Genomic DNA, 21903 nt, shown 5'->3' with positions numbered 1-21903 from the left:
AGACAGTACATTGAGTACGAATATACCAATGGCCATTCTTTTTGACAATGCTTTCGTACGGGATGCAAAATTTTTTAAAGGTTAAAACATATAACAGAAGCATAAAAGCAACGACAATTGGCTGACCGATAATGACTGTTAACGTATAACTTAACTCACCTAATAAGGCATCACCATTAACCTGGTAGGAGATGATGCTTAAAAAAAGCAACGGAATATACTTAAGCCACTCCCCATAATCTGTTTTCATCTCCTGTGCAAGGCTTTCCATATAGCTTTTCGGGGAAGCACCTGTGATTTCAGATATGTCTTTGCCATCCTTTTCTGCTTCTAATAAATGATCTGTCAGTTCCTCTACTATTTCTTTTATTTCCTCATCCTTTTTACCGCTTGTCATAAGGTATAAGTGAAGGTTATCAATAAATTCCTGACTTTTTGCCGACAGTTCCACTTTTTTATGTCCTCCTTTATGTTTTTTTTAATAGTTCGTTGACACTGTTGGAAAGCAGCAGCCACCTTTCTTCGAATTGCTGTAATTGGTGGTGTCCTTCCTCTGTCAATGTATAATACTTTCGTTTAGGACCTGATGGGGATGCTTTTGTTTCTACATGGACGAGCTTTTCTTTTTTCATACGCAACAGTACTGGATAAATACTGCCTTCGCTTATCATAGTAAAGCCATACGCTTCGAGCTTTTCAATCATTTCATATCCGTATACTTCTCCTTTTGAAATGACTGCCAATAAGCACCCTTCCAGCACTCCTTTAAGCATTTGACTTGAAGACATTTGTTTCTTTCCCTTCACGTAACCTTAATCGCTATTTTGCATTGCAATATAGCTTATATTTAGAGGATATCATACACTATTTTGCTTTACAAGATAGTTCTGGTAATTATTTTCCTGAATTAGAATAAATGGGCTTTTCTGCTATACATAGTGGACTTCCACTCTTTCATAAATTGAGGTAAAGGAGGTTATTAAGTGAAAAAAGTTATTTTTTGCACCATTTTACCCATTATCTTCGTTTTATCTGCATGCTTTAATGATCCAATTCAAGATGATTTAATGAATTATGTGAACAGTGAAATGACAACAGCATTTGAGCTTGAAGCAACAGCTGTTAGTGCATATGACCAAGTATCTGGCATTAACTATACGGATGACGTGACAATGTATGATGCGTTAGTGATTACTGTCATCCCCACTTATAATGAATTCATTAAAGAATTGAATTCCGTTCCGATTGATACAGAGGAGTTACGAGCTGTTCATGAAAAATATATAGAAGGAGCAGATCTTCAGTATAATGCGTTCGTGAAAATTGTAAGGGCCCTTGAAACCCAAGACCCATTATTAATAGAAGAAGCGAATGGCATGCTGGAGGAAGCTCGGTCTTTACTTCGTGAATATCAAAATGAAATTGATAAACTTGCAGAGGAACATAATGTCGAGTGGGAGGAAAAGGATAATCCTTCTTCTTCTCTATAAAAAAAGGCGAAGCAGCTTAATAGCTGCTTCGCTCTTTTTATTTATCAGACAAACTCTGATTGCGGGGGACTTTTGCATAAAACAAGATTCCGCTAGCAAGGAGAATGATTCCGAACATAAATGTCTTAATATCTGCTGTCCCCGCAATTATTACCCAAATAGAGTAAACAGAGGCAAGCAAACCGATGATCATGTCTGTAACTCGTCCTTTTCTTTGACCATAAGTTTCTCCAGTGAAAGTAAGTTTCACTTGGAACAACGAGGCAATTAAATATGGAACAAGATATGCTAGTGTCGCAATGTAAATGACAAAATCAAATGCTTGTGAAATGCTGTTAGACACGGTTGAAAATATAAATAGCTGTCCAAGGATATTTGTCAGCACTAAGGAAAACACAGGAATGCCCTGTTTGTTTTCTTTCTTAAAAGGTGTCAGGAAGATACCTTGCTTTGCAGCTTGGTATGGTATCTCTGCACTTAGCATGACCCAACCGATTGTTGAACCGAACAAGCTGATCAATCCAATAGCTGCTAGAACTTTTCCGCCAATTGGTCCAAGCACGACCTCGATAGCATCAATCAATGGTTTCTGCGAGGAAATAAGTGCTTCCTGATTTAACAGTCCCATAACCAATGTGCTTATCCCAATGTAAATCGCAAGTGCAAGCAACAATCCTAAAATCGTAGCACGCTTCACATCTATTTTCCTTTTCGCTCTGCCTGCAAACACGACCGCAGATTCAACACCGAGAAATGCCCACAGTGTGGTTACAGCTGCATTATTAACTTGCCCAAGTAGACCTACTGAATTGCCGGCAGCATCTGTTTTTGCTTCTGCAAATGGCAATATATTGCTTGATTCAAAAGCAAACAGTGCAATAATAATGAACAGCAAGAAACCGACCACTTTCGCTGCAGTCGCAAGGAAATTCAGTTTCCCTGCATTTTCAAGCCCACGCAAAATAATAAAATGTGTTCCCCATAATAAAAGCGTACAAACTGCGAATGTAAATGCATTGCCGACTTTTAACGTAAAGGATCCTGCTGTAAAGAGAACAGCTTCACTCGTTAAAATAGGGAAAAACGTGGATAAATAACCAGCAAATGTTGTGATGATTGCAACATTTCCTGCAAGATTACCAATCCAGTATCCCCATGACGACATAAAACCGGAAAGCAAGGATAGATTTGATCCTTCTTTAAACAGCTGCTTTGCATATATTTGCGGCCCGCCAGTCAGCTCTGGCTTCCTGATTGCTAAATTCCCAAAGACAAGGGCTGTGACTAATACTCCTAAACCAGTTAAAACCCATGCAAGTATAACCCCAGCAGGGCTTGCTACCTCTGCTAATGTGCGAGGAAGCATAAAAATTCCAGAACCGACCATATTGCCGACAACAAGTGATGTCAATATGGCTAGTCCGAGCTTATTACCATTGCTCATGATGTAAGTGTTCTCTCCTTTAAAAGTTAATTGTCTAGTTGAAGTTGGGAGATTACTTATAGCTTGTATAAGCTGTGAATACAGCTGATGTTTGACGATAAACGCATAAAAAAAACACCTGTTATAGTTTGGTGTAGACTAATTTAAAAACCAGCCGATTCAATAGTAATATCCGAAAAGCAGCACTAATGGCTGTATTAATACGACAGCCATTTCCCCCATAAATCAAAATACGTCGGGCGGTATATATATACAATACGGGAAGGTTACTAGTGATGTCAACCATAAAGTTTACTCTGCTAAAGTACTAAAATATTCTGAAAAAAACAGTTGAAAAAAGTTGTTTACACACAAAAAAATACAGCCAGCAGAAATGAAAAATCTGCTGGCTGTACTATTTATAGTGTTGTAATAATTGGCTTATCTTTTGTAATGATTACTGTATGCTCATACTGTGCTACGAAGCTTTTGTTTTTCGTTGAGAAAGTCCAGCCATCGGATTTTTCATATACTTCTTCAGCACTTGTCGAAATAAATGGTTCAAATGCAATAACCATTCCTTCTTTCAAAAGGTCATTATCCCATGCATCAAAATAGTTGAGAATATGCTCAGGCTCCTCATGCAGAGATGTACCGATTCCATGGCCAGTAAGGTTTTTGATTACTGTAAATCCATGTTTTTTAGCGGTATTATAAACAAATTTTCCGATTCTGTTCTTTTTGCCGCCTGGTTTAAAGCATTTTAGTCCTTCTTCAAAAGCTTCCTTCGCAACTTCACACAGCTTCACTAAGTTTGGATCACCATTGCCGACAACAAAAGATTTGCCTGTATCAGCAAAATAGCCGTTTTTGCTGGCAGAAACGTCAATATTTACTAAGTCGCCTTCTTGAATAATGCGGCTGCCTGGAATGCCGTGAGCTACTTCATCATTTACAGAAATACATGTATATCCTGGAAAATCATACATATCCTGTGGTGCAGATACAGCACCATGTTCAGCAAATAGCTTTCCTGCAAGCTCATCCAGTTCCTTTGTTGTAATGCCAGGAACAGTTTTTCTATATAATTCTTCCCTAATTAAGCTTACTATTTTTCCAATTTCCTTTAGACCATTGATGTCTTGTTCATTTTTAACAATCATATACTTACTCCTCTTTGTTTCTTCTAACGCATTTTATTCCATTTAAACGTTATTATTATAGTTTAACAAATTTTTTTAGTAAAATATATCCCCTAATAAGGATTAGGTTTCTATCCTGCTGTTACTTCTCTGGATACGTTTCTTTCAAAAAATCAACAGAAGCAATAATCAGCTCTTGTAAAACAGCTATATCAATGTCTGCAATTTTGTTTATGTAGACACATGCCTTGCCAGTTGTATGTTTGCCAAACCGCTCTAACATTTCAGCCCGCTTTGATTCTCCAGGCGCAAAATAAAGGCTCGTTTTGGCCTTGCGAGGTGAGAATCCTACTAACGGTGCATCCCCTTCGTGACCTGAAGCGTATTTATAATGATACGACCCAAAGCCAATGATGCTTGGTCCCCACATCTTGGCTGGAAAACCAGTTGTTTCAGTAAAGATATCCAGCAATTTATAGGCATCCTCTTTTTTCTTCGGATTTTCCACAGTTTCAATAAATTCAATAACACTGTTATCTGTTTCTTTTGTCTTCAATTCATACACTTTTTAAGAAGCTCCTTTCTAGTCAGTCGTTACCGTATCGACACCCATTTGTCTTCTTGCATCATCTAGAATTTCCATCACAGCCATCGTGTTCGACCATGTATTGCGTGGTGATTCGAGACACTCAGACTTGATTAGATCAATAAACTCCTCGATTTCATAGTACATTGGATCAAATTGCTCCTGTTCGCTTATATCCTCTGCTACCCCACTTGAAAAAAGGATTTCTGCTTTTTTAGGACTAGAAATATGATGAACAAGGATTGTTCCGTCCTCGCCTTGAATTTCTGTCGGCAACGTAGATTCTGAAATACAAGAAAACATAACATTCGCTTTAAAATTACTGTAGTGAAGGGTAATTTGCCCATTTCCGTCCACACCCGAATCTAGCACGTTACCGCTTGCATCCACCGCTTTTGGAACACCAAATAAATCTACGATTGGGGCTATTGTGTATACACCTAAATCCATTAGAGATCCGCCAGCAAGCTTAGGGTTGAAAAGATTCGGCAGCTCTCCCTGTTTATATTGCTCATAAAAAGGCGATAATCTGCAATTCGTGGAGAAATACGATTGAATCTTACCGATTTTATGTAAATTTTCCTTCACCGCAAGAAAATTTGGCATGAGCGTTGATTTCATTGCTTCCATTAGTGTAACCCCATTATCCTTTGCAGCTGTAATCATTATTTCTGCTTCCAGCTTATTTGCAGCAAATGGTTTTTCGCAAAGCACATGCTTGCTGTTGTTCATAAACAGCACTGCTTGCTCACAATGAAGGCTGTTCGGTGTTGCAATATATACTGCGTCAATCTCACTAGATTGCGCCATCTCCTCTAAACTATTGAATGCATTTTCTATTTGATGCTTCCAAGCAAACTCTTTTGCTTTTTTTTCTGTCCGTGAGTAAACAGCCGTTACTGTAAAATCTGCATGCTGTCTACCTGCTTTAATGAATCTCTCCGTTATCCAATTAGACCCAACAATTCCAAAACGTATCATTTTGTCACCGCTTTCTATTTTATTATTTATAGAATAGCAGACTGCCAGACAAAAGCATATGCTGATTAAACTTTTCTGTAAAAAAGCAGATTCAGATAAATGCTCGCATGAAACATATTTGTCTCCAATAAAACATAATAATGGATGTACAAGCAGTTGTGATGGGAGGAAAAGGATTGAGCCTAAGTATTTTATTCAGCTATATTCTTTTAGGGTTAACATTAGCTGCCCCAATAGGACCAGTTAATTCTGCTCGTCTTGATAAAGGTATTAAAAATGGGTTTTGGCATGCCTATATTGTTGGTTTTGGATCAATGGTTGCTGATGGGCTTTTTATGTTAATGGTCTATATTGGCATGGTCAATTTTCTGGAAATACCATTCATTCAAGTATTTCTTTGGCTCTTCGGCGGATTTATCCTCATTTATACAGGCATAGAAAGTATTAAAGGCTCCAATTCCATTACCCTTGATTCGTTAAGAGGAAGAGATTCCTTGTTCAAATGCTTTATTACTGGCTTCATTATGTCTGCAACTAGCCCGTTATCTATATTGTTTTGGCTTGGAATTTATGGGTCTATTTTAGCGAAAACAGCAAGTGAAAACGGTACAGGGATGCTGCTAGTGTACAGCAGTATGATATTTTTAGGGCTGATAATTTGGGATGTTATTGTCGCTGCACTAACCTCAAGTTTTAGGAGATTCCTAAATCTCACAACATTAAGAATGATTTCTATCATTTCTGGCATCACCTTATTATTATTCGGTGCCTACTTTGCTTATCAAGGAATTGACAGTCTTTTTTAAACGATAAAAAGGAATGGCGTATAAAGCCATTCCTTTCTTACTAGTAGCATTCCATCTCCATCCACTAGAACAAACGTCATATCCTCCCAATCTTTATCCATTTCTAGAACTGTCTTCCCTATTTTTTACCATCTTCTAATGCATAGCTATGAATTTCTCCTTGATTTTTTTTACTTACTTGATATTGATAAAGATAATATATTTTATTTTGTTCAATTTGGATATCACCAATAAGCCTTCTGAACTTTAGTTTACTTAAAAACTTACTTGACTCCTGTATTGAGTAAATTCTAGCTATTTTATTAAATGTTGCCAAATACCCTTTAGTCGTAAATAAATTTGAAAAAGATACTGAGTATTCCGCTTCATCCATTTTATTAAAATTATCTATAGTACTATCATCACTTGAGCAAGAGGTTAGTAAAATGGTACAACATAAAATTAAAACTCCGCATACAGGAAAACTTTTCATAATTAAAGCCACCTCAATATCTTTAAGTATTGTTAATAAGTAGGCTTGAATCTATATCATTTTGTATTTGAAGCACCTTTCACCCACAAACCGTAGTACTAACCCCCTTTTTACTAATAGGACTCCAATAGTTTGCAAAAGATTCAACTGTATACTTTTTTTATAGAGCGTTTACATTTAAGCGGGCAATAATACTGAGCAAAACTTGTCACATACATAAAAAAATGTTCGTGTTAAGCAAAATGAAGAGGTTATTATCTTTTCATTACTTAGGAAACTACTCCGGCCACAAGTAGACACAAAACAATAAAAACAACCGCAGGTACTATTTGAATATCACTGAAAATAGAAGAAGACGAACTAAACAAGTTCGCCTCCTTCCTACACAACAGCTAGAAAATTTTTAGTAATCTTATAAATCAACAGTTGAATCCGATTATCCATCGACTTATCAATTTAAACTTAATCCGCCAATCCCCAAACAGACACGCTTTGCCCATTAACAGGGAAATCGGCAAAACCATCCTCTTCAATGACAATTTGCTCTTCTCTTGTATTTGTTAAGTCTATCCAAGTTTCTCCAGCACGCTCTTGACCGACAAACATTCTTTTGCTGCCTTCTACATTATTGGATATAACTACAGCACAGCCGGATTTTTCGATGTTCTCATCGCCATGGCGAACCCAACCGATGACATTTTTATCATCAAAATAATCGTCTTGTTTTCCGTATGCTTTTCTTTTTCTAGCATATAACAGTGGATCAATTGCTATTTTTTTGCCATCAACAGGCACTGGACCGTTGATACCGTAATAATCGCCGTAGAACACACATGGATACCCATCTTTACGAAGCAAAATTAAGCTGTATGCAATCTGTTTAAACCAATCCTCTACCCATGATTCTAGCGATTCATTCGGTTGTGTGTCGTGATTATCGACAAATGTAACACTATGTGTTGGATGGAGGTTTACAAGAGTATCCTCAAAAATGGTGGATAGATCAAACTCACTGCCTTGGATGGAAGCAGTATGTAATTTATAGTGAAGCGGAACATCAAATAAATCAATAGTGAAATCCATTTCTTCTAAAAACTGCTGACACTCTTCAATATCACCTTTCCAAAACTCACCGACAAAATAAAATTCGTCGCCTCGTTCTTTCTTTAACTCAAGGGCGAAATCTTTAATAAATTCATGATTTATATGTTTTATCGCATCAAGACGGAAGCCGTTGCACGATAATGTTTCACTGATCCATTTCCCCCACTTAAACATCTCTTCCCTGACAGTCTCATTATTAAAATCTATATTAGAAAACATTAAGAAATCATAGTTTCCTAGTTCCTTATCGACATTCTTATTCCAATATTTATTCTCACCAAGAATGCGGAAGACGCCTTCCTTCTCTTCTTTCGCATCATAATCTGTTCCATTAAAGTGGTTGTAATTCCACTGGAAATCAGAGTATTTACCATTTCTTCCTGGGAAGGTGAACTTTGTCCAGCCTTCGATATCATATGGTTCAGAAATATCTTCTTCTCTGTTCTCTGGATTCACTTCAACCACTTTAAAGGTTTCCGCTTCATCAGCGCCTGCCTTATGGTTCATTACTATATCAACATAAACAGCGATTCCAACATTATGACATGCCTGGATAGCCTCTACTAATTCGTCTTTAGTTCCGTATTTTGTCCGGACACTTCCTTTTTGGTCGAATTCACCAAGGTCATACAAATCATAAATTCCATATCCGTTATCATCACCAGTGATTCCTTTTGTTACTGGAGGAATCCAGACAGCATCAATTCCTGCTTCCTTAAGTTCACCAGCTCTTTCCTTTAATCTTTTCCAATGGTTCCCATCTGCTTCTAAATGCCATTCAAAAAACTGCATAATCGTTTTATTTTCCATAATAACACTCCTTTAAAGTTTAAGATTATGAGTAATAAGTACCCCAATTTTTGTTTTTTTAAAGCACTTAGCAGGTTATTAAGAAAATTTTTTTCGCGATTGAATTTCGCATTGCGAAATAAGTGTATTGCTTATACAATAAAACTGAATAGTCTAAAATAACTGATATTAAAGGAGCAGCGATGAATAAGAAAGTTTTTTTATATGTGAAGGCATTCTCCGACTTAGGGACCTTTATGGATTTAATCGCTATAAATGTCTTAATGTATGCTGCTACAGGATCTACTGGTTGGCTAGCAGCGACAATGGCGTTCCGCACACTCGGCGGCGTGCTTTCGAGCCTATTTTCAGGGGTACTTGCTGACCGTTTTGACAGGCGGAAAATCATGATAACAGCAGATGTTTTGCGGGCAGCTATTATTCTTTTGCTGTTGATTTACCCAAATCCAGTTATGATTGTGACTGTATGCTTTCTGATCGGCTTAACGACCAGCCTGTTTGCTGTCAGCTACAGTGCGGAAATCCCGCAAATTTTCGGGGAGGATAAAGTGATTAATACAAACGCCTTAATCGCACGGCTTACTTCTGTAAGTCTTGTGTTTGGATTTATTGGCGCAGGTATAATCACGGAGCTTATCGGTTATCAAGCCACACTAATTATTGATGGGGCAACGTATATATTGTCTGCCTTTATCTTAATGCGGATGAAGTGGCAAACGTCCGCACAAACGAAAACTCCTCTTGCTGCTAGCAGTATGAAAAGCGTATTAACAAGTCTTGGCAATGACCTGAGAGAAGTCAATGCGTTCATTTTATTAGCACCAATGCTGCTTTTAGTTAATCTTGTTTTCTTAATCGGCTCCTTTGCAGGTGCTTCTCATAATTTAGGAATTCCCTTGCTTGCTGAGGTGATTAATGGAGAAAAACAAAGTCTTTATTATGGGTTGATATGGGGTGCTTGGGGAATTGGTTCTGTTTTTGCAACAATGATTATGCCGAAAATTAAATTCCAGACGGAAAGAAGCATTTATTATGCCTGTTTCGTGTCTGCTATGTTGATGTCAGCAGGTTTTATTACATTCTTTTCTAACACAAACAGCTGGATTATCTTAATATTTGCATTTGTCACAGGAATTTTTGATGCAACCTTTACTACCCTGCATGCTGTATTGCTTCAAAAAACAGACAATCATATTAGAGGAAGAATCTTTGGTGTTGGCATGCTCCTCAAATCTCTTGGATTTGCATTAGGTTTCGTTATAGCTCCATTCATCCTTGAAGCAACCTCACTAAAGCAGATGGTTTGGATATTTCATGGGTCATTGATTGCTTCAACAGTGTGTATTATTTTTATAGCCTTAAACACAAGCAAAAAACGAAAACTATGGAAAAGCGTTTCTTAAAAAAAACCTCCTGGCAAGCGCACCAGGAGGTTTCTGTTATTTATTGCGGTTAAATTCATCTTTAATTTGTTGAAGCAGCTCTTTGTTTGTTAATACTTCATAGCCTGTTAACGCCATCGATTTAGCCCCAACAATCATTGCTTCTCTCGCCTGATCTGTCATTGCAGCCTCTCTAAATTCATGTGTGTGGCATGCATATGCTTCGTTGCAAATTTTAATATATGGGTGAATCGAAGGCACAGCTTGGCTGACATTACCCATATCAAGGGAACCAGATCCGTCTCTTTGCTCATAGATTTCCTGTGCAGGTATGCCAAGTGAAACTAATTCCTTATTAAATGCTTCAGAAAGCGTATCGTTTGTAATCATATCATCATAAGAGAATTCATAGTTAGACACTGTTAATGTTGCACCAGTCTGCAATGCAGCACCTTCTGCGCATTTTTTCACCTTCTCAACAAGCTCGTTCACATAGTCTCGTCTGGCTGCACGTACATAGAATTGGGCAACTGCATAATCAGGGACAACATTGGCTGCCTTGCCGCCTTCTGGAATGATGCCATGAATGCGTGCATCTGAAGTAACATGCTGGCGAAGGGCATTGATGCTGTTAAATGTTTGCAGTACTGCATCTAATGCGTTAATTCCCATATGAGGGCTTGCAGCAGCGTGGGCTGCTTTCCCGAAGAACTCAAATTGGATCGCATCCATCGCTAAGGAAGATCCGCTTTTCATATTATTATCAAGAGGATGGACCATCATGGCTACATCCAGTTCAGAAAAGATATCTTGTTCTGCCATGGTAACCTTGCCGCCCTTTGTTTCCTCTGCAGGCGTTCCATAAACGATAACTTTACCGCCAGTCTCAGCCAGGACTTTGCTCAGACCAATACCTGCCGCAATTCCCATCGTGCCGATTAAATTATGGCCGCATGCATGGCCAACTTCTGGCAATGCATCATATTCTGACATAAAGCCAATGACTGGACCTTCCTTCCCGCTGTCAAAAACGGCACGGAACGCAGTTGGCAGTCCGCAAAAATCTCTTTCTACTTTGAAATCATGTTCTAATAATGTTTTTATTAAGACTGCACTTGCCTTGAATTCCTCATGGCCAAGCTCAGGGTTTTCGCCGATATATATGCTGATTTCTTCAAATGTTTTTTTATGCTGATCAATTGCATCGATGATTGTTTGTTTCAAGTAAACCTTTCCCTTCTCCCTATTATGATACTATCTTACCAAAATTTTTGGCTATTAACATTATAAAATGATTAAAAATTATATTTCAAGCATATTTATACAAAAAAAGAACAGGCTAAACGCCTGTCCCTGTATTAGTTGTTGATATTTTTTCCATAGAAAATCTCGTTCATTTCTACTGTCAGCTTTTCTGTTATGTCTGCCTGCTCTTTTTCACTTAATTCATCAGCTGTATATCCAAACAAGTAATTGTTTAAATCAAACTGCTTCAGCTTACATTTTGTATGAAAAATATTTTCTTGGTAAATATTTACATCAATCATATCAAAGGTTTTTTTCGCTTCATCGGGAATATAATTCTGAATTGAGTTAATGTCATGATCTATAAACAGCTTATGTCCATGAATATCACGGGTGAAGCCTCTGACGCGGTAATCAATAATCATGATATCTGTATCAAAAGAATGAAGTAAATAGTTGAGTGCCTTCAATGGAGAGATTTCTCCACAGGTGGAGACATCTATATCAGCGCGGAATGTGCTGATTCCTTCATCAGGATGGTATTCAGGATAAGTATGAACAGTTATATGGCTTTTATCAAGATGCATTACAACAGAACCAGGCAGCGGCCCTGGTGATTCTTCAAATACCTCTTTAGGAGCTTCCGCCACAGGGCCTTCTGAAACTAATAAGGTGACACTTGCTCCTTGCGGTTCATAATCCTGCTTTGCGACATTTAGAACATGTGCCCCAATAATATCGGAGACATTTTTTAAAATACTTGTTAACCTATCGGCATTATATTGCTCATCAATGTATTGCAGATAGCTTTCTCGTTCTTCCTTTGTTCTTGTATAACAAATATCATACATATTAAAGCTCAGCGATTTTGTCAGGTTATTAAAGCCATGCAATTCTATACGCTGCTCAGGTGTTAAGCTCATGTTTGTATTCCCCCTATTTCTGCTTTAAACTAGTCTCTCAAATAGTTTTATGTTACCCCTATCTATTTGAAAATAACCAAAAGCAGAAATAGAATGGATCATATCATTTACTCAGATGGCGACAACTCAATCAAAACATACTTAAAGAATATTTCTTCGCTAAGATTTCAAGCAGCTTGACTCCTGCCACACTATTTCCTTTGTCATCAAGGGCAGGACCGGAAATGCCGATACCAAAACGATTAGGAACAGCGCCTAGAATTCCGCCGGAAACACCACTTTTTGCCGGAATGCCGACACGAACTGCAAACTCCCCAGATGCATTATACATTCCGCATGTTACCATAAAGGTTTTGCAGATTCGGGCCACATGCGCTGGCATTATCCGGTTATTCGTTACTGGCTCTACACCATCCATTGCAAAAATAATCCCTATTCTTGCAAGATCCAGGCAATTAACCTCAATGGCACATTGCTTCGTGTAAAGGTCCAGCAGTTCTTCCACATTTTCATTGATGATGCCGTGCTGTTTCATAAAGTGGCATAAAGCTCTGTTTAGATGAGATGTTTCAAACTCAGAGCGGGCAACCTCTTCTGAATAGCTGATGTCATCATTGCCTGCCAGTTTTTTCACAAAATCTACAATACGTGTTAAACGCTCCTCGACAGAATTTCCTTTAATCATGCTTGTGACCGCTAATGCACCTGCATTTATCATAGGGTTAAGCGGCTTCGACGGATTGCTCATTTCCAATTTAACAATGGAATTAAAGGGGTCTCCTGTCGGTTCATAGCCTACCTTTTGGAAAACAGTGTCTTCTCCGGACTCCATTAATGCAAGTGCTAAAGTAAGCACCTTTGAGATACTTTGCAAGGTGATTTTTTCCTTAATACACCCTGCTGAATAACATGTACCGTTCGGATAATAGACCGCAATCGACAAATCATCACCATTTGCTCGGCTCAATGCTGGTATGTAGTCAGCGACTTTTCCATCTTTCGTATATACCTTTGCTTCCTCTAGAACTGCTTTCAATTCATCTACTGTTTTACAGGGCATACATCATCACCAACTTCTTTCAATTCATTTCCTTATTTATTTCCTTATCGAAAAGAAATAAACTTCCACTTAAATATAGCGGACTTCTATATACTTATACTATACAATATGAATGGAAACAATCGCCAAGTTTGGTTATTATCCTAACAAAAAGGACTTGAATTTATTCAAGACCTTTCTGATTTTCCTGCAGAAGCCTGTGCAAACAGCAGTTGTTCTATTTCCTGTCTCGGCAACGGCTTGCTGTAATAAAAGCCTTGTCCAAGTACACAATGATTAACTTTTAAGAAATCTAGCTGTTCTTCGTTCTCTATCCCCTCGGCAATAACAGAAAAATTCATATTATGACCCATATCAATAATTGCTTTTACTAACGACCCTTTATGAACTGGATCTGTTATATCATCGACAAATGTTTTGTCTATTTTAATCGTATCAATCGGCAAATACTTTAAATAGCTTAAAGAAGAATAGCCTTTGCCAAAATCATCAATTGAAATATTAAAACCTAAACTTTTCAGCTTATGCAGGATATTCAAAGATAAATCAATATTTTGCAGCGTGCTTTCTGTAATTTCTAATTCAAACATTTTTGTGTTCAAGCTGTACTCTTTTGCAAAATTACTGATAATCTCTGCAAAATCTTGACAATGAAATTGTCTTGGCGATATATTAATCGACATTTTAATATCATTTATGCCTTGCTTGTTCCATTCCATCATCTGCCTGGATGCTTCTTTTATAACCCAGTCTCCAATTGGAATAATTAAGTTTGTTTCCTCAGCGATTGGAATAAATTCGGCTGGAGAAACAAATCCAAATTGGGGATGCTTCCAGCGCAATAATGCTTCCACCCCAAAAATCTCACCTGTAATAATGTTAAATTGAGGCTGATAAACTAAAGAAAGCTCATTAAGCTTAATCGCTTTTCTTAAAGCCATTTCCAGCACCATTTTTCTCGAACTGCTTTCCTCCAGTGCGTGGGAATAAAACTGATAATTGTTTTTGCCATTATCCTTAGCCAAATACATTGCCGCATCTGCATTTTTAATTAATGTTTCCTGGTCTTTACCATCAGATGGATAATGGCTGATGCCTATGCTTGGTGTGACGAAAAACTCTTCCATCTTAATGAAAAGCGGCTGCGTGAAAGCCTCCAGAATTTTGTCTGCTTTACTTTTTATTTCCTGTAAGTCTGCATTTTCGAGGATTATGACAAATTCATCTCCGCCAAGCCTTGCGACGAAATCACCTTCTTCAAGAGAAGATTTCAGGCGATTAGCTACCTCCTTTAGAATCATATCTCCTGTTGAATGTCCCCTCGTGTCATTTATCCGCTTAAATTGGTCAAGATCCAAAAACAGCACATACAAGCTTTCAACAGCAAGACAGTGGATACGATCATGCAAATAGACCATACAGCTGTTTCTATTCGGCAAATCGGTTAACGTGTCATTATATGCCAAACGCTTAATTAAAGTATCAGATTTCTTTCGTTCTGTAATGTCTCGCCCAACAACAAGCACGGCATGACTTCCCGCGAATAAAATTGGCATGCAGGACAACTCAACATCCATTACTTTTTGCTGTAATGTTTTAATTTGCACTTCTACTCTCAAATTTTTAGCGCCGTTAATGGAAAACTCGTGATTAATCTTTTCATAGTCTTCCGTTGACAGCAACTCATACACGGTGTTGCCAACGAGCTCTAATGGATTGGATGCACCAATGAGCTTACTGCCTGCAAAGTTGATATAAAGCATTTCGTAGTTACTGACAACAGCAATTATGTCAGGCGACATTTCCACAAGTGTACTAAAACGGTCTTCATTTTCTTTACTTTCCGTTATATCAAAAAAAATGCTAGTGAATTCTATCATTTTGCCATTACCGTCATATAAGGGAATGCCCTTGTCTTTAATCCAGCGGATTTGACCGTCTGGCCGTATAATTCGGTATATGCTTGTGACTTCTTTATCGGTCTTTAATGCTTCCAGTCTTTCCGTTATCAGACCTCGGTCGTCTTCATGAACTACTTCTTTCCATAAATCAATATTTTGGTAAAATTCTGCTGTTGATCGACCATAAATTCTTTCCATTCCCGAAGTGATGAATAATGTTCCTATCTTATAATCGTGAAACCAAATTGCCATATCCATCGTTTCAAAAATAGTCTGCAATTTAGTGCTGCTGTTTTTCAGCTCCATTATAAGGGCAGAAATGTTCTTTAACAGCACCATCAAGGAAAAGATGGAAATAAGGCTGAAAAGAAGATGCAGTAAAATGAATACAACATGATTTAGAAAGTGATAAAAGATATTTACAAGCATTGATAGAACAACACATAAACAAAGGGTAATGATCCATTTCGTTTGACTGTTTTTATAGATCATTGTTGCTCTCTCCAATCGTCTCATGTACCTCCTTAATAAGAAGGAAAATAAGGATTTTGCACCCTATTTACACTCTTATATCGGTACAATTCCGTATTTTGTTGAGAGGATTTCACTACGATAACAATAAAAAAATCAGGAAGGATATCCTTCCTGAAAATAAATTAATGAAGTGCTGCTAAAATAACACCTATTGTAATTAATCCAATCCCTACACCGTTCAGAAGACTAATCTTTTCTCCTAAGAAAATGATAGCGATAAGTGCAGCCAAAACGACACTCAATTTATCAATTGGCGCTACTTGTGTGACCTTTCCTGTTTTTAATGCTAGAAAGTAGAACAGCCACGAAGTAGCCCCTGCAATGCCGCTCAATACAATAAACATGAAATTCTTTTTATCAGAAATAATGCTCGGAATTTTATGCAGGTTGCCTTCTATCGCTACAATGATGAAGAGAAAAACTGCCATAATCATTGCTCTGACAGCTGTTGCTGTATTAGCATCAACATTTTGCAAGCCAATTTTTCCAAAGATACCAACTAATGCTGCACAAACGGCTGAAAGAATAGCATAAATTAACCAAGACAAACAAATTCCCCCTTTTTTATAGTTTGGTTGTTTAATCTTGATTTACTCTTCCTTCCTGAAAATATCTGTATTTTCATGCATAAGAAAATGCTTTTTTTGTGAATTTATACGAGTTTCAAAGCAATCTGAGTATTTATATAGGATTTAAAGTGTCCACTCTATTGACAGTTAGTATATCTCTATAATAACATTATAAATATTCTAAAAACTTTAGCGTCCTAAAATATCAGATTACATAAAAAGGAGAATCAACATGAAATATGGATTTTGGCTGCCTATTTTTGGCGGATGGCTTAGAAATGTAGAAAATGAAAACATGCCGCCTACATTCGATTATGCAAAAAAGGTCATTCAAAGTGCAGAAAGTTGGGGCTTTGATACAACGTTGATTGCAGAACTATACTTAAATGATATTAAAGGCCCTGAAAGAGATTCATTAGAAGCCTGGTCAACTGCCGCTGCACTTGCAGCAGTTACCGATAAAATAGAAATTATGACAGCGATCCGTCCTGGGTTTCACAATCCTGCAGTTGCTGCTAAGATGGCCGCCAATATCGATCATATTAGCAACGGCCGATTCACCTTAAACGTTGTGTCTGCATGGTGGGAGGAAGAAGCTAGGCAGTATGGCGGGATCTTCACAGAGCACGATGAGAGATATGAGCGTACAGAGGAATTCTTAGCTGTTTTAAAAGGATTATGGACAGAAGAAACATTCAGTTATAAAGGGAAATTCTACGACATTAAAGAAGCAAAGCTTTCTCCTAAACCTGTGCAGAAGCCTAATCCAATCCTTTATGCAGGCGGAGAAAGCCCGAAAGGCAAAGCAGTCATTGCTGAAACCTGCGATGCTTATGTGATGCATGGCGGTACAGTCGATGAGATTTCTCTAAAAATTCAAGATATGCAGAAGAAAAGGAAAGAGTTTGGAAAAGATTTGTTTACGTCCTTTGGAATGGCTGCCTATGTTATTTGCCGTGATACAGAGGAAGAAGCACAAGAAGAGCTTGCTAGAATTACAGATGTGAAAGAATCCTCTGCCTATGCAGGCTTTGATGATTTTGTAAATAAATCACAGCTAGAACAGCAAATTAAATTGCAAGATTATTCTGTTTCTAACAGAGGCTTGAGACCAGGACTTATCGGCACTCCAGAGCAAATTGCTAAAAAAATTGTTGAATACGAAGATGCCGGCATTACGCTGCTCTTGCTGCAATTCTCTCCTCAGCTCGAAGAAATGCAACGATTTTCAGAACAAGTTATGCCCCTTGTCGCATCATTAAAAAAAGAAAGAGAAGTGACGAAGTGATGAGTAAAGTTTATGTTATCCATGAAAACAGTGAATGGACTGTTCATTTAACGAGACGTTTGGAGGAGCTTAATATTCCATTTGAGGAATGGGATTTGTCAGAAGGCAATTTTGACTTAACTGAAGAACCGCCTGAAGGAATTTTCTACAGCCGTATGAGCGCTTCCTCCCATACGCGAGGCCACCGCTATGCGGCAGAATATACTTCTGCTGTGCTCGAATGGCTGGAATCATACGGCAGAACTGTGATAAATGGAACGGGCGCACTTCGACTTGAAGTGAGCAAAGCGGCCCAATACGCGGCCTTGTTCAAACATGGTATTAAAACACCTAGAACGCTTGTGGCTACAGGAAGTGAGCAAATTATCCAAGCTGCTAGAAAACTAGGCGATCCTTCTTTTATTACGAAACATAACAGAGCAGGAAAAGGCTTAGGTGTCCGCCTGTTCCATTCAATCGAAGAGCTGGAAAGATATGTGTATGGCCCTGAATTTGAAGAGCCTGTTGATGGAATCACGCTTATTCAACAATATATTGAAACACCTGACCAAAGCATTACACGCTGCGAGTTTGTCGGCGGCAAGTTTGTGTATGCAGTGAAGGTTGACACAGCAGGCGGCTTTGAACTGTGCCCGGCAGATGCGTGCCAGATCAATGATCTCTTCTGCCCTGTCGGCGAACAGGTGGAAGACAAGCCAAGCTTCACCATCCAAACAGAGTTTAATGAGCCTATCATTGAAAAGTATGAACAGTTTCTGCAAGCACAAAAAATTAAAGTAGCAGGAATTGAATTTATGAAAGATAAAGATGGAAACTTGTATACGTACGATATCAACACAAACACTAATTATAATGCGGATGCTGAAAAAGAAGCTGGTATATTCGGGATGCTGCAGCTTGCTGAATATTTGCAGGGGTTACTGCAAAAACAATACGGAGTTCCAAACTAAAGCTTTATTTAGGACTTGCTAATACTTTTAGCAAGTTCTTTTTGTGACAAGCTGTGTTATGATTAGGAAATGACTTTAGTTTGAGGAGGCAACTTCTTTATGGCAAAACAAAAATATTATGTCGTGTGGAAAGGTCGTAAGCCGGGGATTTATAAAACCTGGGCTGAATGCGAAAGGCAGACAAAGGGCTTTCAAGGTGCGTCCTTTAAATCGTTTCCGACATTGGCAGAAGCAGAGCAAGCATATAAGCAAGGCGGATTCAGTTCGTCCTCCGCAGCAGGAAAAAGCAGCAATGCAGCTAGTAGCAGTTCTTCTCTGCCGATTGACGAAAACAGCATTTCAGTAGATGCAGCATGCAGCGGAAATCCTGGCATGATGGAGTATCAAGGCGTCGACACAAAAACTGGTGAAAGAATCTTCCATTACGGTCCTGTGTTTGGCACAAATAATATTGGCGAATTTCTAGGAATTGTCCATGCCCTTGTGATGCTTAAAAAACAAGGAAAAAACACAACCATATACAGTGACAGCATGACTGCACTGTCATGGGTGCGCAATAAAAAAGCCAATACAAGTCTCACTCGAGACAGCCGTACAGAACAGCTTTGGCAAATGATTGAACGTGCAGAAGCATGGCTGAAGGAAAACAGCTATGAAAACAAAATTATCAAGTGGGAAACCCATCTTCACGGCGAGATTAAAGCTGATTTTGGCCGGAAATAGATGGGATAGTGTTTACGTAAACATGAATTGCCAGGAAGGCTTCCCCTTCCTGGCTTCTTTTTATTGGGATGCTAACAATTCCACAATTTGATCTTCTATGACCTTGCCCTGCTTTTCATCCATTAAGTGATTCAACAAAATCGAGAATATGTATGTTTTGCCGCTTTTACTTCTAACATAGCCTGACAGGGAGCTGACTGCAGATAATGTACCTGTTTTTGCTTTAACTGCCCCTTTTGTATTTTCAGAAAAAAGACGGTTGCGCAGTGTGCCGCCAATCATTCTATCTTTATTGCCGGAGACAGGCAGTGCCTTTTCATAAATCGGAAACCAGGCTTGCTTTTGCACGTTGAAAAGCAATGTTGACAAATCGTTTGCTGTTATTAAATCAATTGGCGAAATGCCAGAACCATCGCGCAGAAGTATTTTGTTTTTATCTAGACCAAATTGTGTCAATTGGTCCCGCAAAACAGCAATTCCCTCATCAAAGCTGCCTTCCCCTTTTTCCACTCTGCCCATTTCCTTTAAGAGTGTTTCTCCTATCGTATTATTACTGAGCTTCATAAATGGAATAAGCAGTTCTGACAGCGGCATGGATTTATGCACAATAATTGGAGTGGACAAATCTGGAGTTTTCCCTTCCTTAACTTGACCTGTCCAAGTAATGTTCTGTTTTGCCAATGCTTGCGTAAAGACATCCAGCACCATATCCGGAGGACTTTCTACTGCTACCCAAACCTTTGTTTCCTCTGCACCTATTGGGATATTTCCCTTTAAGCTGATAGATTCCCCGCCATGCTCCCTTTCTGCCTCTATATCCTCTTTTGCTCCTTGTGCGGCAGTTGTGGTTTTATTGTTCATTTCAAGCTTAAGTGAAGAAGGCAAAACACTGACGATTGCCCTGCTTCCAGCTTTTGCCCCAGGTTTCACCTTCATCATTATAGTGCCTGCATCATATTCTTTATCTGGTGACATAGTCAAAGCAGAAACTGGTGCTCCATAATAGGTGGATTCATCACTCCAGGCTAAATCAACTGAGTACGGCACATCATCATACCAGCTCGCATCTCCAATAATACTGCCATTAATTTGATTAATCCCTTTAGCATGCAAATGTTCAGCAATTTTATCTAAATCACTTGCCAGTAATGTTGTATCTCCTTTTCCTTTCAGATAGACATTCCCACTCAACACCCCATCTTCCAGCTTTCCGTCTGTGTAAATCTCTGTCTGAAAACGGTAGTCAGGACCTAAAACCGAAAGAGCAGCAGCTGCTGTTAACAGCTTTAAATTCGAAGCAGGAGCTAATCTCGTTTCAGCCATTTGTTCAAACAACACTTGGCCGCTGTTTTGATCACGAATGCTGATACCAGCGAGACTTCCCTTTAATTCAGGGATGGTGTTGAGCAAGCTGTTCATTTGACTGTTCAACTCGCCCTCATTTCCTTTAGCATTTGCTTCCACATAAAAGGAAATGGTTCCGCTCAGTTGTAACACAATCATTCCAATCATAACAGGAAGCAGTACGAATTTACGTCTTTTCAACATCCAACTTCACTCCTTGGCAGATGCATTTATAAAAGACTATTATGACCACAAGAGCAGCTGTTTAGACACTTAGTGCTGACAGTTAGGGCAATAGAAGGTTTTTTTAGAGGAAATCTCTGTTTGAACAATCTTTGTACCGCATCTTTGGCATGGTTGGCCTTCGCAATCATAAACACGGCAAAGGTCATTATATGCGCCTGTTTTGTTATCGTTAGTGAATAGAGGATGTTCCATATAGCCACCAATATCAGTCGCTTCTTTAAGTACAGTCTGAATAGCCGTATATAATGCTGTTTTTTCTTCAGAAGTTAAGTCCTCCAGCTTTCTTTCAGGAAGCAGCTTTGCATGATAACAGATTTCGTCTGAATAGCAGTTTCCGATGCCTGATAAGAAATGCTGATCGACTAGCTTGAGCTTTAATGTGCCGCGCTTTTTTTCTATATATGCCAGAAAATCCTCTTTAGTAAAGCTTAAGTCAAGTGGTTCAGGTCCTAAATCAGCAAGCTCGGCTTCTGCTTCAGCGTTTGTATATAGGTGAAGATAGCCTAACCGAAGTCCAATAAAATACAGATGCATATTTCCGAATGAAAGCTGGATTTGAACCGTTCGCTTTGGCTTGTCTTTTTCCTCTGAATAAAACATCCAGCCTCCCAGCATTAAATGCAGCAGCAGTACTTTACCGTTGCTTAACCGAAACAGCAGATGCTTAGCTCTTCTCTGAACAAGACTAACAGTATTTCCCTGAACTGCTTGTATGAAAGTTTGCGGATCAACGTTAATAGATTTTTCTCTGTTAACTATTACATTAGATATGACTTTACCTTGAATCAACTGATTTAGATTGCGCTTATAGTTTTCCATTTCTGGTAATTCAGGCATTTATGGAGCCTCCTAAATTAGTATTTGCTTGTTATCATCTGACTCTGCTGCTCTTTTCATGCACAAAAAAAGCTCCATCTTTGACTT

The 21903-nt window shown here is 38.5% G+C and carries 21 protein-coding genes; 6 read left to right on the top strand and 15 right to left on the bottom strand.

Annotated features, from left to right (window positions below; genetic code table 11):
• On the bottom strand, positions 1–451 hold a 451-nt coding region (locus tag ACLIJJ_RS13675; RefSeq protein WP_411411062.1), incomplete at its 3' end, for a DUF1129 family protein.
• Positions 452–467: 16 nt separating this feature from the next.
• Positions 468–788 carry a PadR family transcriptional regulator gene (locus tag ACLIJJ_RS13670; RefSeq protein WP_237941418.1) on the bottom strand — a complete coding sequence of 107 codons (321 nt, stop codon included), beginning with the start codon at positions 786–788 and terminating at the stop codon, positions 468–470.
• A 195-nt stretch (positions 789–983) separates the two neighbouring features.
• Between ACLIJJ_RS13670 and ACLIJJ_RS13665 the strand changes: the two genes are divergently transcribed.
• The gene (locus tag ACLIJJ_RS13665; protein WP_233313865.1) at positions 984–1490 is read left to right on the top strand and encodes a hypothetical protein; all 507 of its coding nucleotides are present in this window, start codon (positions 984–986) and stop codon (positions 1488–1490) included.
• A gap of 37 nt (positions 1491–1527) precedes the next feature.
• Here ACLIJJ_RS13665 and ACLIJJ_RS13660 read toward each other — a convergent pair whose 3' ends face one another.
• From ACLIJJ_RS13660 to ACLIJJ_RS13645, 4 genes are all read right to left on the bottom strand, one after another.
• On the bottom strand, positions 1528–2934 hold the full coding sequence (locus ACLIJJ_RS13660; protein WP_233313866.1) for an amino acid permease: 1407 nt from the start codon (positions 2932–2934) through the stop codon (positions 1528–1530).
• Positions 2935–3332: 398 nt separating this feature from the next.
• The gene (map, locus tag ACLIJJ_RS13655; protein ID WP_233313867.1) at positions 3333–4076 is read right to left on the bottom strand and encodes a type I methionyl aminopeptidase; all 744 of its coding nucleotides are present in this window, start codon (positions 4074–4076) and stop codon (positions 3333–3335) included.
• Positions 4077–4197: 121 nt separating this feature from the next.
• A complete protein-coding gene (locus ACLIJJ_RS13650) occupies positions 4198–4620 on the bottom strand; it encodes a DUF1801 domain-containing protein (protein WP_233313868.1) in 423 nt (140 codons plus the stop codon).
• Between the two features lie 18 nt (positions 4621–4638).
• Positions 4639–5622, bottom strand: a complete 984-nt coding sequence (locus ACLIJJ_RS13645; RefSeq protein WP_411411061.1) for a Gfo/Idh/MocA family protein — start codon at positions 5620–5622, stop codon at positions 4639–4641.
• 176 nt (positions 5623–5798) lie between these two features.
• Between ACLIJJ_RS13645 and ACLIJJ_RS13640 the strand changes: the two genes are divergently transcribed.
• The gene (locus tag ACLIJJ_RS13640; protein WP_237941416.1) at positions 5799–6428 is read left to right on the top strand and encodes a LysE family transporter; all 630 of its coding nucleotides are present in this window, start codon (positions 5799–5801) and stop codon (positions 6426–6428) included.
• Between the two features lie 118 nt (positions 6429–6546).
• On the opposite strand, the gene ACLIJJ_RS13635 is transcribed toward ACLIJJ_RS13640, so the two are convergent.
• Positions 6547–6900, bottom strand: a complete 354-nt coding sequence (locus tag ACLIJJ_RS13635) for a hypothetical protein (protein WP_411411060.1) — start codon at positions 6898–6900, stop codon at positions 6547–6549.
• A gap of 462 nt (positions 6901–7362) precedes the next feature.
• Positions 7363–8817 (bottom strand): alpha-amylase, encoded by a 1455-nt coding sequence (locus ACLIJJ_RS13630; protein ID WP_237942290.1) that lies wholly within the window; start codon positions 8815–8817, stop codon positions 7363–7365.
• 179 nt (positions 8818–8996) lie between these two features.
• Between ACLIJJ_RS13630 and ACLIJJ_RS13625 the strand changes: the two genes are divergently transcribed.
• Complete coding sequence (locus ACLIJJ_RS13625) at positions 8997–10217, top strand: MFS transporter (protein WP_411411059.1); 1221 nt, start codon at positions 8997–8999, stop codon at positions 10215–10217.
• Between the two features lie 36 nt (positions 10218–10253).
• Here ACLIJJ_RS13625 and ACLIJJ_RS13620 read toward each other — a convergent pair whose 3' ends face one another.
• From ACLIJJ_RS13620 to ACLIJJ_RS13600, 5 genes are all read right to left on the bottom strand, one after another.
• Positions 10254–11420, bottom strand: a complete 1167-nt coding sequence (locus ACLIJJ_RS13620) for a M20 family metallopeptidase (RefSeq protein WP_233313873.1) — start codon at positions 11418–11420, stop codon at positions 10254–10256.
• A 134-nt stretch (positions 11421–11554) separates the two neighbouring features.
• Entirely contained in the window at positions 11555–12364 is an 810-nt protein-coding gene (gene speD / locus ACLIJJ_RS13615) for an adenosylmethionine decarboxylase (RefSeq protein ID WP_233313874.1), read from the bottom strand.
• A 130-nt stretch (positions 12365–12494) separates the two neighbouring features.
• Entirely contained in the window at positions 12495–13424 is a 930-nt protein-coding gene (gene glsA, locus ACLIJJ_RS13610) for a glutaminase A (protein WP_411411058.1), read from the bottom strand.
• Positions 13425–13591: 167 nt separating this feature from the next.
• Positions 13592–15841, bottom strand: coding sequence for a sensor domain-containing protein (locus ACLIJJ_RS13605; RefSeq protein ID WP_341076804.1), 2250 nt, complete (start codon positions 15839–15841; stop codon positions 13592–13594).
• Between the two features lie 140 nt (positions 15842–15981).
• Entirely contained in the window at positions 15982–16407 is a 426-nt protein-coding gene (locus ACLIJJ_RS13600; RefSeq protein WP_411411057.1) for an EamA family transporter, read from the bottom strand.
• Positions 16408–16660: 253 nt separating this feature from the next.
• On the opposite strand from ACLIJJ_RS13600, the gene ACLIJJ_RS13595 reads away from it, so the two are divergent.
• The 3 genes from ACLIJJ_RS13595 to ACLIJJ_RS13585 all read left to right on the top strand — a co-directional run bounded on the left by ACLIJJ_RS13595 (position 16661) and on the right by ACLIJJ_RS13585 (position 19389).
• Entirely contained in the window at positions 16661–17716 is a 1056-nt protein-coding gene (locus tag ACLIJJ_RS13595; RefSeq protein WP_233313878.1) for an LLM class flavin-dependent oxidoreductase, read from the top strand.
• Positions 17716–18666 (top strand): ATP-grasp domain-containing protein, encoded by a 951-nt coding sequence (locus ACLIJJ_RS13590; protein WP_251646135.1) that lies wholly within the window; start codon positions 17716–17718, stop codon positions 18664–18666. The genes ACLIJJ_RS13595 and ACLIJJ_RS13590 overlap by 1 nt, the downstream gene beginning before the upstream one ends.
• 99 nt (positions 18667–18765) lie before the next feature.
• Positions 18766–19389, top strand: coding sequence for a ribonuclease H1 domain-containing protein (locus tag ACLIJJ_RS13585; RefSeq protein WP_233313880.1), 624 nt, complete (start codon positions 18766–18768; stop codon positions 19387–19389).
• A 60-nt stretch (positions 19390–19449) separates the two neighbouring features.
• On the opposite strand, the gene dacB is transcribed toward ACLIJJ_RS13585, so the two are convergent.
• Complete coding sequence (dacB, locus tag ACLIJJ_RS13580) at positions 19450–20937, bottom strand: D-alanyl-D-alanine carboxypeptidase/D-alanyl-D-alanine endopeptidase (protein ID WP_411411056.1); 1488 nt, start codon at positions 20935–20937, stop codon at positions 19450–19452.
• Between the two features lie 69 nt (positions 20938–21006).
• Complete coding sequence (mutM, locus tag ACLIJJ_RS13575; protein WP_411411055.1) at positions 21007–21816, bottom strand: bifunctional DNA-formamidopyrimidine glycosylase/DNA-(apurinic or apyrimidinic site) lyase; 810 nt, start codon at positions 21814–21816, stop codon at positions 21007–21009.
• Positions 21817–21903 lie beyond the last annotated feature (87 nt).

It is taken from the genome of Niallia laureatilytica (assembly GCF_046613985.1).
Classification (GTDB): Bacteria; Bacillota; Bacilli; order Bacillales; family Cytobacillaceae; genus Niallia.
Note: the sequence above shows the minus strand (reverse complement) of the source record. Positions and strands in the feature narration are given on the sequence as shown.